12 protein-coding genes and 1 pseudogene are annotated in these 13267 nt (G+C 66.5%); 7 read left to right on the forward strand and 6 right to left on the reverse strand.

Going from position 1 to position 13267, the window contains the following annotated elements; translation table 11 throughout:
• Positions 1–107 precede the first annotated feature (107 nt).
• Entirely contained in the window at positions 108–2270 is a 2163-nt protein-coding gene (locus E0T84_RS16965; protein WP_070186608.1) for an elongation factor G-like protein EF-G2, read from the forward strand.
• Here E0T84_RS16965 and E0T84_RS16970 read toward each other — a convergent pair.
• A complete protein-coding gene (locus E0T84_RS16970) occupies positions 2267–2827 on the reverse strand; it encodes a carboxymuconolactone decarboxylase family protein (RefSeq protein ID WP_070186607.1) in 561 nt (186 codons plus the stop codon). The two genes, E0T84_RS16965 and E0T84_RS16970, sit on opposite strands and share 4 nt — an antisense overlap.
• Positions 2828–2914: 87 nt before the next feature.
• Here E0T84_RS16970 and E0T84_RS16975 point away from each other — a divergent pair, with 87 nt between their 5' ends.
• From E0T84_RS16975 to E0T84_RS16985, 3 genes are all read left to right on the forward strand, one after another.
• Positions 2915–3460, forward strand: coding sequence for a TetR/AcrR family transcriptional regulator (locus E0T84_RS16975; RefSeq protein WP_138745013.1), 546 nt, complete (start codon positions 2915–2917; stop codon positions 3458–3460).
• Positions 3461–3503: 43 nt separating this feature from the next.
• A complete protein-coding gene (locus tag E0T84_RS16980) occupies positions 3504–4220 on the forward strand; it encodes an SDR family NAD(P)-dependent oxidoreductase (RefSeq protein WP_070186605.1) in 717 nt (238 codons plus the stop codon).
• Between the two features lie 243 nt (positions 4221–4463).
• The gene (locus E0T84_RS16985) at positions 4464–5615 is read left to right on the forward strand and encodes an MCE family protein (RefSeq protein ID WP_083284197.1); all 1152 of its coding nucleotides are present in this window, start codon (positions 4464–4466) and stop codon (positions 5613–5615) included.
• Here E0T84_RS16985 and E0T84_RS16990 read toward each other — a convergent pair.
• The 3 genes from E0T84_RS16990 to E0T84_RS17000 all read right to left on the reverse strand — a co-directional run bounded on the left by E0T84_RS16990 (position 5605) and on the right by E0T84_RS17000 (position 7719).
• Entirely contained in the window at positions 5605–6504 is a 900-nt protein-coding gene (locus E0T84_RS16990) for a DMT family transporter (RefSeq protein WP_070186604.1), read from the reverse strand. The two genes, E0T84_RS16985 and E0T84_RS16990, sit on opposite strands and share 11 nt — an antisense overlap.
• 102 nt (positions 6505–6606) lie before the next feature.
• Positions 6607–6894, reverse strand: a complete 288-nt coding sequence (locus tag E0T84_RS16995; RefSeq protein WP_070945821.1) for a hypothetical protein — start codon at positions 6892–6894, stop codon at positions 6607–6609.
• A gap of 132 nt (positions 6895–7026) precedes the next feature.
• Positions 7027–7719 (reverse strand): histidine phosphatase family protein, encoded by a 693-nt coding sequence (locus E0T84_RS17000; protein WP_138745014.1) that lies wholly within the window; start codon positions 7717–7719, stop codon positions 7027–7029.
• A 29-nt stretch (positions 7720–7748) separates the two neighbouring features.
• Here E0T84_RS17000 and E0T84_RS17005 point away from each other — a divergent pair, with 29 nt between their 5' ends.
• A complete protein-coding gene (locus tag E0T84_RS17005) occupies positions 7749–8408 on the forward strand; it encodes an O-methyltransferase (RefSeq protein WP_138745015.1) in 660 nt (219 codons plus the stop codon).
• 18 nt (positions 8409–8426) lie between these two features.
• On the opposite strand, the gene E0T84_RS17010 is transcribed toward E0T84_RS17005, so the two are convergent.
• Complete coding sequence (locus tag E0T84_RS17010) at positions 8427–10436, reverse strand: transposase (RefSeq protein WP_138745016.1); 2010 nt, start codon at positions 10434–10436, stop codon at positions 8427–8429.
• A gap of 291 nt (positions 10437–10727) precedes the next feature.
• Between E0T84_RS17010 and E0T84_RS17015 the strand changes: the two are divergent.
• A pseudogene (locus E0T84_RS17015) lies at positions 10728–11192 on the forward strand (DUF2127 domain-containing protein); the annotation flags it as partial.
• On the opposite strand, the gene E0T84_RS17020 reads toward E0T84_RS17015, so the two are convergent.
• On the reverse strand, positions 11125–11967 hold the full coding sequence (locus tag E0T84_RS17020) for a helix-turn-helix transcriptional regulator (RefSeq protein ID WP_171055061.1): 843 nt from the start codon (positions 11965–11967) through the stop codon (positions 11125–11127). The pseudogene E0T84_RS17015 and the gene E0T84_RS17020 overlap by 68 nt on opposite strands.
• Positions 11968–11992: 25 nt before the next feature.
• Here E0T84_RS17020 and E0T84_RS17025 point away from each other — a divergent pair, with 25 nt between their 5' ends.
• Complete coding sequence (locus tag E0T84_RS17025) at positions 11993–13255, forward strand: amidohydrolase family protein (RefSeq protein ID WP_138745017.1); 1263 nt, start codon at positions 11993–11995, stop codon at positions 13253–13255.
• Positions 13256–13267 lie beyond the last annotated feature (12 nt).

Consider the following 13267-nt stretch of genomic DNA (forward strand, 5'->3'; position numbering starts at 1 on the left):
CCCCGCAGACCACCTCGACCCTTGTGCTCCAGATCACATCGGGGAATGGTGGAGGCCAGGTCCGGCGGGCCGCATCGGGGCGCCCCGGGGACACCAGGAGGCATGCCATGGCGGACAAGACTCACTCGACAGGCAACGGGGCTGTTCCCACCGCGGACAGTCCCGCCGCCATTCGCAACGTGGTGCTCGTCGGCCCGTCGGGTGCCGGCAAGACCACCCTGGTGGAGGCGCTGCTGGTCGCCGCGGGAGTGCTGACCCGCGCAGGTTCGGTGGTCGACGGGTCGACGGTCTGCGATTTCGACGACGCCGAGATCAATCAGCAGCGTTCGGTCGGGCTGGCGCTGGCGCCGTTGCAGCACAACGGGATCAAGGTCAATCTGATCGACACCCCCGGGTACGCCGATTTCGTCGGCGAACTGCGCGCGGGGTTACGCGCCGCCGATTGCGCACTGTTCGTCATCGCCGCCAACGAGGACATCGATGAGCCCACGAAGGCGCTCTGGCAGGAGTGCGCGGCGGTGGGCATGCCGCGCGCGGTCGTCATCACCAAGCTCGACCACGCCAGGGCCGACTACGCCAACACATTGGCCGGTGCCCAGCAGGCCTTCGGCGACAAGGTGGCCCCGTTGTACTTCCCGGCCGGCGAGGGCGTGATCGGGCTACTCACCCGAACCCACTACGACTACGGCGACGGCACCCGGACCACCCGGTCACCGGACGGCTCCTATGACGATCAGATCGCCGAGCTACGCGGTTCCCTGATCGAGGGGATCATCGAGGAATCCGAGGACGAGACGCTCATGGAGCGTTACCTCGGCGGCGAGGAGATCGACGAATCGGTGTTGATCGCCGATCTGGAGAAGGCCGTGGCCCGTGGTTCGTTCTTCCCGGTGATCCCGGTGTGCAGCGGGTCCGGGGTGGGCACGCTGGAGTTACTCGAGATCGCCACCCGCGGCTTCCCGTCACCGCCCGAGCATCGGCTGCCCGAGGTGTTCGCCGCCAGTGGCGCGGCCCGCAAGCCGATGGCCTGCGATGCGGACGGGCCGCTGCTGGCCGAGGTGGTGAAGACGACGTCGGACCCTTATGTCGGCAGGGTCAGCCTGGTCCGGGTGTTCTCCGGCACCATCAGGCCCGACGCCACCGTGCATGTGTCGGGCCATTTTTCTGCCTTCACCGACTCGGTGGCCCCGGAGGGCTCCCACGGCCACGCCGACCATGATGAAGACGAGCGCATCGGCACCCTGTCCTTCCCGCTGGGCAAGCAGCAGCGCCCGGCGCCCTCGGTGGTGGCCGGGGACATCTGCGCGATCGGCCGGCTCAGCCGGGCCGAGACCGGTGACACCCTGAGCGACAAGGCCGACCCGCTGGTGCTGCGCCCGTGGGAGATGCCCGACCCGCTGCTGCCGATCGCGGTGCAGCCCCGTGCGAAGACCGACGAGGACAAGCTCTCGGTCGGGTTGCAGCGGCTGGCCGCCGAGGATCCCACCTTGCGCATCGAGCAGAATCCGGAGACCCACCAGATCGTGCTGTGGTGCATGGGTGAGGCGCACGCCGGGGTGGTGCTCGACGCGCTGTCCCGGCGCTACGGCGTGTCGGTGGACACCGTCGAGCTGCGGGTACCGCTGCGAGAAACGCTCGGCGGCAAGGCAAAAGGACATGGCAGGCACGTCAAGCAGTCCGGTGGCCACGGCCAGTATGCGGTCTGCGACATCGAGGTCGAGCCGCTGCCGGAGGGCAGCGGATTCGAGTTCGTGGACAAGGTTGTCGGCGGGGCCGTGCCGCGCCAGTTCATTCCGAGCGTCGAAAAGGGTGTGCGGGCCCAGATGGAGAAAGGCATGGGCAGTGATCACGGGGACGGCGGCTACCCCGTCGTCGACATCCGGGTGACACTGGTCGACGGGAAGGCCCACAGCGTCGACTCGTCGGACTTCGCCTTCCAGATGGCCGGCGGACTCGCGCTGCGGGAAGCCGCTGCGGCGGCCGGCGTCAGCCTGCTCGAGCCCATCGACGACGTGACCGTGGTGGTGCCCGACGATCTGGTGGGCGCGGTGATGGGCGATCTGGCCGGCCGGCGTGGCCGCGTCCTGGGCACCGACAAGGCCGATGAGGACCGGACGCTGATCAAGGCTGAGATACCGGAGGTCGAGCTCACCCGCTACGCGATCGACCTGCGGTCGCTCTCGCATGGTGCCGGGGCGTTCACCCGTGCGTTCGCCCGATACGAGCCGATGCCGGACGCAGCCGCTGCCCGCGTGCGCAAGGCGGTTTAACTCTCCATCGAGGCGTAGAACTCGTCGGTGCCCGCGCCGTCTTCGAGTTGGACGCCGAAGGTGTTCAAGGCAAATGCCAGCGTGCTGTAGCCACCGAAGGTGAACATCAGGTCCATGCGCTGCCGGTCGTCCAGCTGCTGGCCCAGGCGCTCCCAGGTGTGGGGGCAGACTCGCGAGCCGGTGTGTAACTCGTCCACCGCATCGAGCACGGCCTGGTCGAATTCGTTTGCCGCTGTGCCACTTCGGGTCGCCTCGATGTCTGCTTCGGTAAGCCCGACCTGCAGGGCCATCGCGCTGTGGTGTCCCCACTCGTACGCACAGTCGTGGTGGAACGCGGTGCGCAGGATCACGAGTTCACGGAGCCGCTCGGGCAGCGTGGATTCTTTTTGCAGGTAGGTGTTGAACGGCAGGAAGGCGCCGGCCAGCACCGGGTGACGCACCAGGGTCGACAACGCATTTCCCACCATGTCCGGGCGACGGCGCTCGGGCGGCACCGTGGAGGCCAGCGCCTCGCGGGCCTGGTCGTCCCACTCTTCGGCTGGCAGCGGCGTCAGCATGCGGTACCCCAACTTTACGATCGGCTAGTAATCCCCTTTACGATCGTAAAGGACACTCAGCCGCAGCGCACATAAGGGGAAGCACCGATGGACACCACCCGGGAACGCCTCGTCGAGGCGGCGGTGCAGCTGTTCACCCGCCACGGCTTCGCCGGGACATCACTGCAGATGATCGCCGACGAACTGGGCTTCACCAAGGCCGCCATCTACTACCATTTCCGCACCCGTGAACAGCTGCTGACCGCCGTCCTGGACCCGGTGCTGCAGCAGATGCAGCGGGTCGTCGAGGAAGCCGAGAACCTGCGCGGCGTGCACAGCCGGGCCGACCACATGGTGCGTGGCTACGTCGATCTGGCCGTGCGCAACCGCGCCCTGGTCTCGGTACTGGGGTGCGACCCGAGTGTGAACGAGGCGCTGCGTACACGACCCGAGTGGGACACCGTCATCGACCGCCAGATGGCCCTGCTGGCCGACGTCGACCCCGGACCGGCAGGCACGGTCAAGGCCGCAATGGTGTTCTCGGGCATCGCCGGAGGGGCGGGTATCGCCTCGGCCGGCCTCACCGACGACGAGCTCCACCACCACCTCGCCGAGGCCGCCCGCCGCACCCTCGGCCTGCGGATCAGACGCTGACGAAATCGCTTGCCATGCAACAAATTTATCGAAAGGAAGACTCATGACCCCCGCACAGCAGAAGACCGCGCTGGTTACCGGAGGTGCATCTGGAATCGGCAAGGCGATCGCCGATCGCCTTGCCGCAGACGGTTATCGGGTCGCCACCCTCGACCTGACCGCGACCGGCGACGAGTATTCCTACGCAGCCGACGTCACCGACCGATCCCAGGTCGACGCCGTCTTCAAGGCGGTCCGCGAGCAGTTGGGCGCCGTCACGATCCTGGTGAACTCGGCCGGTCTCAGCGATTTCACGCCGTTCACCGAACTCACCTTCGAACGGTGGCAGAAGGTCATCGACGTCAACCTCCACGGTGTCTTCCACGTCGTGCAGGCCGCACTGCCGGACATGATCGAGGCCGGCTGGGGCCGCATCGTCAACATCTCCTCGTCGAGCACTCACTCCGGCGTGCCGTACATGTGCGACTACGTGGCTGCCAAGTCCGGTGTCAACGGCCTGACCAAGTCGCTGGCGCTGGAGTTCGGTCCGGCCGGGATCACCGTCAACGCCGTGCCCCCGGGTTTTATCGACACCCCGATGCTGCGTGCCGCCGAATCTCGGGGCGAACTCGGCGACATTCGCGACACGATCAACGCCACCCCGGTACGTCGAATGGGTAAGCCCGAAGACATTGCCGCCACGTGTTCGTTTCTTGTTTCGGAAGAGGCCGGTTACATCACCGGCCAGATCGTCGGCGTGAATGGCGGCCGAAATACCTGATCAGCACCTACGCTGTGACGGGGGTCTCCTGGTACGGCGGATTTGATATTCGCCGCACCGGGTCTCCGGTAGTTGCACTTATCTCTAATTGTTTGGGACAGTTTGCAGACCTTTAGTTGCTGGCTGCGTCAATAATTCGGAGGTTTGCGCGTGGCCTCATCCACCGCGACACTGCGGGACCGCTTGGAACAGCGGTTCAAGCATTGGCGGTACGACCCGCCGTACAAGACTGCCAACGCGGCGATGGTCATCGTCGTGGTGGCAGTCCTGGCGTTGACGTGGATGCAGTTCCGCGGCGTGTTCGAGGAGAAGACACAGCTCACCGTGCTGGCCAACCGGTCCGGTCTGTCGATGGACCCGGGTTCGAAAGTCACCTTCAACGGGGTGCCCATCGGACGGCTCACCGCGGTGGATGTGGCGCAGGTCGACGGTGAGCAGCAGGCCAAGCTGAGCCTGGACGTCAAGCCGCAGTACCTGAAGCTGATCCCGGAGAACGTGACCGCCGAACTCAAGGCCACCACGGTGTTCGGCAACAAGTACATCTCGTTCGTCGCTCCGGACGATCCCTCGGCGGCGCGGGTCGACCCGTCCGTCCCGATTCACGCCAAGGGCGTGACGACGGAGTTCAACACCCTGTTCGAGACCATCACCGCGATCTCCGAGCAGATCGACCCGATCAAGCTCAACGAAACCCTGACCGCCACCGCGCAAGCCCTCGACGGCCTGGGGGACAAGTTCGGTCAGTCGATCGTCAACGGCAACGACATCCTGTCGGATCTGAACCCGCGGATGCCCCAGATCCGCCGCGACATCTCCGGTCTGGCCGACCTCGGCGAGGTCTACGCCGACGCGGCCCCCGACCTGTTCGACAGCCTGAGCAACGCCGTCACCACCGCCCGCACCCTCAACGAGCAGCGCGGCAACCTCGACCAGGCCCTGGTGGCAGCCGTCGGTTTCGGCAACACCGGCGGCGACATCTTCGAACGCGGCGGGCCATACCTGGTCCGCGGCAACCAGGATCTGCTGCCGGTCAGCAAGATGCTGGACCGCAACAGCCCCGCCCTGTATTGCATGATCCACAACTACGCCGAGGCCGCACCGAAGTTCGCCCAGCAGACCCGCAACGGCTACGGGTTCGAGCTGCAGGACTTCCTGGTCGGTGCACCCAACCCGTGGGTGTATCCGGACAATCTGCCGCGGGTGAACGCCAAGGGCGGCCCCGAGGGGCGGCCAGGCTGCTGGCAGCCGATCACCAGGGACCTGTGGCCCGCCCCGTACCTGGTGCTGGACACCGGCGCCTCGATCGCGCCCTACAACCATTTCGAACTGGGCCAGCCGCTCGTGACCGAATATGTGTGGGGCCGCCAGATCGGCGAGAACACCATCAACCCCTGACGGGCTTGCTTTCCAGTTCAGCCTCGAGCTTCTCCTCGTAGGCACCCTCGTCACGGCCCAGAGCGATGGTGGCGGCGGCCATCGCGCCGACCGCCACAGACAGTGCCAACGGCTGCCACCCGGTGATCGCCAGGTGCTCGCCCAGGACAACCGAGCCGAGCACCACGGCCACCACGGGCTCCAGCACCAACATGGTCGGCACCGAGGTCTGCAACGACCCGGCGTGAAATGCCGACTGCTGCAACAGCGTGGCGATCACCCCGAGAGCCACCACCAGGTACAGGGCCGGGGTGGTGAGCACGGCGAGCATGCCGTCCACGGCGATCGTGTGCATCACGATCTTGGTCAGCACCGCGACCACGCCGAACATCACGCCCACCGCGAGTGCCAGCAACACCGCGCGCCGCCAGTTGGTGCTACGTGTGGCGGCCAGGACGCACAGACCGACCGCTGCCGTGCACACCACCGCGACGATGACCGTGGTCGCCACGGACACCCCATAGGTTCCGGTGCTGGCCCTGGCCAGTGCCACGAACACCGTGAGTGCCCCGGTCAGCAGCAGGGCCCACAGCCATTCGGCCCGGCTGACCCGGCGGTGGGCCAGCCGGGCGCTGAGCGGCAGCGCGAACAACAACGCCGACACCAGCACCGGCTGAACCAGCAGCAGTGAGCCGAAACCCAGCGCCAGCGCCTGGAATACGTATCCGGCCACGGCGGACGCCGTTCCCGCCCACCACAGCCTGCGGCGCAACAGCGTGCGCAGCATGACGGCGCTGACCCCCTTCTCGGGCGGGACGTCCATCGTGGCGCGCTGCCGCACCACGATGCCGACAGCCGCGAAAATCGCCGCGCAGAGGGCAAACAGCACCGCAAGACTGTTGCCGAGCAAGCCTCGTCAACCCCTTTCGGGCCAGTGTGTCGGCCACCCCGGGAGGGGAGAAGGCCAGTGCCCCCAACCGTAGAGCGCTGACGCCTCCCCCGCTGCTCGGGGTCAGACCACCTGCAGATGCCGCTTCGGCGGCTCGTCGGGGGAGCCTGCGGGATCGGTCGGCGGGGCGGGGGCGATCTTGTCGTTGACGCTGGCGACCGCCAGGTCGACGCGGTTCACCGCGGTGTCGCAGAGGTCGCGGACCCGGCCACTGGCGGTCTCGACCTCGTCGGCGGCACTGCGCAGGTAAGCCCTGAGGTTCACCCGGAGCCGCTCACCGGCCCTGCGGGCCCGCACCCGAACTCGGTCGTCGACCTCGACGGTCACGTATGGCAACAATCGAAATCTCATGGCAGAAACCTCATAGCCCCGCTCCCATCTGCGCTTGCCTTGGCACACAGTATCCGCGCCCGGGCGTGGTTCGAGCCAGACGTGACCGGCGCCGCATATGGGCAGTCTATGGCCGGCGGATCACATCGGCCCTCAGCTTCCGGCACCGTCCCAATCGGTCAGGGTCCAGCCATCGGTCGGGTTGCCCTCGATGACGACGTACCCTGTGTTGTCGAGCGGGTGTTGCATCAGCAGTTGGGGATTGGGATTGATGACGTTCATCTGGACCCACAACATGATCGCGGCACCGTGCGAGTACGCGACGGGATTGTCGTCCCCGCTGTCGTAAATCTGCTGGACTGCCTCGTCGAACCGGCCGTCGAATTCGTTGCCGTCGATCGAACCAGGTATCCGGGCATTGCGGTCCCCGCGCAGCCACCGCTCTGGGGCCGCGAAGTACGTCTGGACCGCGCTTGCCTCGGGCTGGCCCTCGTAGATGCCGGCTTCGACCTCGTGGAGCCCGGGCAGCACCGTGATCGGCTCGTGGAGGGTGTCGGCCATGGGCTGCGCGGTCTGCTGAGTCCGGATCATGGTTGAGGCGAATATGCCGTCGTAATGGTGCGGGGCCAGCCGCTGCGCGCTGGCCGCGGCTTGGGTGCGGCCCAGATCCGTGAGCGACGGACCGGGCGTGGAGCTGTCGATGAGTCCCGAGGCATTACCCGCCGACTGGGCGTGACGTACGAAGGTCAGGGTGATGGAGCGGTAACCGCCCGCGGAAGCCGTCGGGGCCAGCAGGGTTGCGACGACGAGCGCAATCACCGCACACAGGGTTTGTAGCCGACGCATTCTCAGCCTCTCCGCGTAGTTTTATTAGCATGACTACCCTTAACGATGACAGGGTCGCACGGACCCTGGACCAGATGTACACCGCATCCGCCGAGCAGTTCGCGAAATTGCGAGAGGACGGATCGCGCCGGTTCGCCGATCTGTCCAAGGCAAGCGCGCAGGAGCGTGCGGACGCACTCAGCGACATCTACATGCCGGTGACGCGCGAAGCCGGCCGATTGCTGTACTCGCTGGTTCGGGCCACCAAGCCGGCGGTCGTGGTCGAGTTCGGGATGTCCTTCGGGCTCTCGGCCCTGCACTTGGCATCGGCGGTGCGCGACAACGGAACTGGCCGGGTGTACACCACCGAGCTCAGTGCCACCAAGATCGCGGCGGCCAAGCAGACGTTCGCCGAGACCGGGCTGGACGACGTCATCACCGTGCTCGAAGGCGACGCGTTGCAGACGCTGAAATCGGTGACCGGCGAGATCGGTTTCGTCCTTCTCGACGGCTGGAAGGAGCTCTACCTTCCCGTCCTCGAGCTCCTGGAGCCGCGGCTCACCGCCGGCGCGCTGGTGGTCGCGGACAACACCTCGATGGCCGACACCCAGCCGTATCTGGACCGGGTCCGTGAGCCGTCGAACGGGTATGTCAGCGTCAACTTCCTGGCTCGCGACAGCGACAGCATGGAGCTCAGCTGCCGGGTCTAAGAGATGACCCGTAAGGGGTCATGCGGCGCCAATCAGCTTGGGTGCTGGTTGTTTTCGGCTGGTCCCGCGACGTCCACGCTGCTGGCGTGGCCTGTTCGGGGGTGGGCCGAGTGTCGCTTGTTCAGCAGAGGCCACCGGGTGGCGGCTGCCGGTCCTGGCCGATCCCACACCGTCAGGTGGTGTTGGTGGCTGGTGCCGGTTGACTGAACCCTCCCACTCTTGCGGGGAGGCCAGCCCATCGCGCAGGACGTGGGCAAGTCGGTAATCGACCCGCGCGGTGCGCGGATCGTTGGGGTTGGCGAACTCGACGCAGGACGCCAACGCAGCGGATACAGTGTCACGATCGCCGTGCAGCCCGCAGTGTGGGCAGTGGTGGGTGCGCTGCGCCAGCGTTTTCGCGACGCGTTGTCCGCACAGGCAGTGCTGGCTCATTGCGGTGCTGCGCGTGCCGGCACGAAAGAACTGTCCTTTGGTGGCCGCGCATTCTGCGGCGAGGGACGCCACGAGCATGCCGGGGCTGAACAACGCGATCCTTTTGCCCCACAACCGCGCCCAGGTGCTGATGTTGGTGTCCTCGACAGTGATGTTGTTGCCGTGGGTCGATACGATCCGCGCGGCCACATCGGCCGCGCGGAACCGCTTGGCCTGGCTGGCGGCGCGTGATTCGGTGGCGTGATCACAGCGGGTGCGCTGATACCGGCGCGAGAGGTTGTCGCGGCGGTAGGCGCGCAACGGTGCCCTGTCGCAGCGAGCATGCCGCGCTCCACCCGGGTTGGTGATCCGCCGGGGCGCAAGCGCGGCCGCAGCGCGCCGCAGCGCTCTTTTCTGTTGGCGCACCGACGGGCCGTACTGTGACGCGTTGGTGTTGCGCCGCGACCGATCCAGCGCCTTTTGCCGCGCTCGGGCCCGCTTGGCAACACGAGCGGCGGACCGGTGCTGGGCTGCGGTGCACTCAATCTGATCGATGATCAGCTTTGCGGGCTGATCATCAGGAAACGAGGCGACCGATACGTTGGACACGTTCGCGTCCACCCCGGCGCGGCGACCGGCCGGAATCTGTTCGCGGCGAGCACGGGTGGCTGGAGACTGATAGCCGGCCTGATGCACCAAAAGATGAGCGTAGTACCGCCACCCGCCGGGGGCTTTGCGGTCACGCACCCGCACCACATCAATCTTGTGCCACGCCCTAGAGTCAGCCAGAAAATGAGCCAGGTGCGCCCACTGCCCCGCGCCCTGCGCCAGCCGGACAGCCCAGACGAGATCTCCGCTCGGCAGGCCGGTGAACACCACCGCCAACACACCGTCGTGATCCCACCAACTGCCGCCGCCCGGTCGCGTCGGTGCGCAAAGGCGTGCGGGTTGGGCCAGAATCGAGGTTCCCACCGGCCGGGCGGCCGCCGCACTGCCAGTGGTGATCTCGGTCGGCAACAGCGGGTGCCGGTAGGCGCCAAGATGTCCGTCCAGGCTGCCGACCAGGCGATAGGTTTCCCACGTCGGCGTCGCCTTCGTGTGCGACCGGGCCCGGCCGGGAATGCGGGTGAAATCCCACCACGACCCGATACGCGGCGTGCCCTGCCGGCGCCCCGACGAGTCGGCGAACAGATGCCGGTCAATCGTCTGCCACACCTCATCGGCGATATGTAGGCCGATGGCTTTGGTCAGGTGATCACGCATCCACCCGCTGGCCTCGATATGGGCCTTGGCTGCGGCTTCGATACCTTTGCGGGACAATCCCAAGCGCGCGCGCAGCGCCTTCGGATCCGCCGTGCGTTCATGATGAGCCGCCCAGTACGCCCCGCACCGCGCTTGGGCGTCGCGTTGCAACGCGCGACGTAGCCGAAACACCGCCTCCCACTGCCGCTCCACCCGACGACGCATCCGGTCGTCGGAAACGTCGAGTTCAAGGCGGATCACCGACACCGGCCCCTCATAGGAGAAGTTCGGCTTTTTCGACTTGCCCCGCCGCCGCGCCGCGCACACCACATCACCGCTGGTCGCGGTCACGATGTCGGTGGGCGCAGCTGTCATGAAACCCATGCAATCACAGACCACCGACACACACCGCTGGCGAATCTGCTGCCGCCAGCGGCGGACCCGCCCCGAGCCTGCCTTTGCCAGTGCGAGTAGAGCTGGTGTTGGCACACCTGCGCACCAACCTGACTACCCAAGCGTTGACAGCGCTGTTTCACCTAGCCTGGACCAGATCCTCCATCACCTTGTGCCTGTGATCATCAGCTGCGCGTACCGGCGCCGCGCCAACACAGCTGGCCAGTGCCGGCCCGGCAGCCGCAACGAAGTCGTCAACCACAGCCTCCCGGCCCACTGGCCGACCAAATCGGCTGGAACATTGATGATTCCAAGATCGTCCGGCATATCGGCGAGGCCTTCACCCTGTCGTCGTCCACCTTGCTGTGGATCGCCATCGGGGTGGCCGCCTACGCCCTGATCGAGTTCATCGAGGCGGCCGGGCTGTGGCTGACGAAGCGCTGGGGCGAGTACTTCGCGGTGATCGCCACCGGAATCTTTCTGCCGCTGGAGATCTACGAGTTGACCGAGAAGGTCACCGTCCTGCGCCTCGGCGCGCTGGCGGTCAACCTGGCCGCGGTGATCTGGTTGCTCTGGAGTAAAAGGCTTTTCGGGATCAACGGCGGCGGCAAGGCCTACCGGGCCGAACACCACACCGAAAGCCTGCTCAGTGTCGAGCGGGCCGGACTGGCTACGCCTGATGCTCCTCACGCGCACGATTCCGGTACGCCGAGGGCGTCTGGCCACAAAACTGGGTGAAGCAGCGCGTGAACGAGCTGAGGTTCTCGAATCCCACCGCTGTCGCTGTGGCCTGCACCGACTGATCCGGCCCGGCCAGCAGTGCCATGGCCCGCAGCATCCGGGCATGCAGAAGGTATGTCCGCCAAGAGATTCCGATCGTCTCGGCGAACAGCCGGCGCAGGGTCCGCTCGGACACCGCAACCGCCCGGCTGACGTCTTCGGCCGTGACCGAGGCCAGGTGTTCCTTGGTGTGGGCCAGCGCGGCGGCGACGATCGGGTGATCGGTGGTCGGAAGGCTCAGCGGCGCTTCGTGATCGAGCGCATCGGCGACGAGGTTGGCCAGGGTTCGGAAGAACGTGTCCGAGGTGTCGTCTCCGTGGGCACGGTCGATCGGCCAGCGCAGGCCGTAGATCATCATCTCGCGGATCAGCGGTGAGACCGCGATGATCCTGGCCCGGTCACCCGGATCGGCGATCATCTGCGCATCGAACATCACCGCGACGGTCTTGACGTCGGGGTTCATCACCGCCTGGTGTTGCAGGCCGGCCGGAATCCAGGCGGCCTGCTGCGGCGGCAGCAGATAGTGTGCGGCGTCGGTCTCCACCTCGACCACACCGTGCAGCGCGTACTCGATCTGGTGCACCTCATGCGAGTGCCAGCCGGTGATCAGCCCATCGCCTTCGTAGAGGTAGCTGCCGGCCGGCGCGTGCCCGCCGCGGCGCAGCTCGATGACCGGCCTGGACATGTTGGCCGATTGGGTCAAACCTCTGTCCGAAGATGCAGAGACGGTCACGGTGTCCGAGGGTACTAGTTGAACTATGCAGACCGACGACCTGATCCTGATCAGCATCGACGACCATGTCGTCGAGCCGCCCGACATGTTCCTGCGACACGTTCCGGCCAAGTACAAGGAAGAGGCCCCCATCGTCGTCACCGACGACAAGGGCGTCGACCAGTGGATGTACCAGGGCCGGCCCCAGGGCGTGTCCGGTCTGAACGCCGTGGTGTCCTGGCCCGCCGAGGAGTGGGGACGTGATCCGGCCGGGTTCGCCGAGATGCGCCCCGGCGTGTACGACGTGCACGAGCGGGTCCGGGACATGGACCGCAACGGCATCCTGGCCTCGATGTGTTTCCCGACCTTCACCGGGTTCTCCGCCCGCCACCTCAACATGCACCGCGAAGAGGCGACGCTGGTCATGGTGTCGGCCTACAACGACTGGCACATTGACGAGTGGGCCGGTTCGTACCCCGGCCGGTTCGTCCCCATCGCCATCATGCCGACCTGGAACCCCGAGGCCATGTGTCGCGAGATCCGCCGGGTCGCCGCCAAGGGTTGCCGCGCGGTCACCATGCCGGAACTGCCGCACCTGGAAGGACTTCCGAGCTACTTCGACGAGGACTACTGGGGCCCGGTGTTCCGGACGCTGTCCGAGGAGAACGTGGTGATGTGCCTGCACATCGGCACCGGCTTCGGCGCGATCTCGATGGCCAAGGACGCCCCGATCGACAATCTGATCATCCTGGCCACCCAGGTCTCGGCGATGTGCGCCCAGGATCTGCTGTGGGGACCGGCCATGCGTAACTACCCCGATCTCAAGTTCGCCTTCTCCGAGGGCGGAATCGGTTGGATTCCTTTCTATCTGGACCGCAGCGACCGCCACTACACCAACCAGAAGTGGCTGCGCCGTGACTTCGGCGACAAGCTGCCAAGCGATGTGTTCCGCGAGCACTCGCTGGCCTGCTACGTGACCGACAAGACGTCGCTGAAGCTGCGGCACGAGATCGGCATCGACATCATCGCCTGGGAGTGCGACTACCCGCACAGCGACTGCTTCTGGCCCGATGCCCCCGAGCAGGTGCTGGCCGAGCTGAACGCCGCGGGCGCAAGCGATTCCGACATCAACAAGATCACCTGGGAGAACTCGGCCCGGTTCTTCAGCTGGGATCCGTTCAAGCACACCGCGCGTGATCAGGCCAACGTCGGCGCCCTGCGCGCCAAGGCCACCGATGTCGACACCTCGATCCGGCCGCGCGCGGAGTGGGCGCGCCTGTACGAGCAGAAGCAGCTCACCAAGGCCTGATCTGTCGGCCTG

The organism is Mycobacterium sp. DBP42, assembly GCF_005924235.1.
Classification (GTDB): Bacteria; Actinomycetota; Actinomycetes; order Mycobacteriales; family Mycobacteriaceae; genus Mycobacterium; species Mycobacterium syngnathidarum.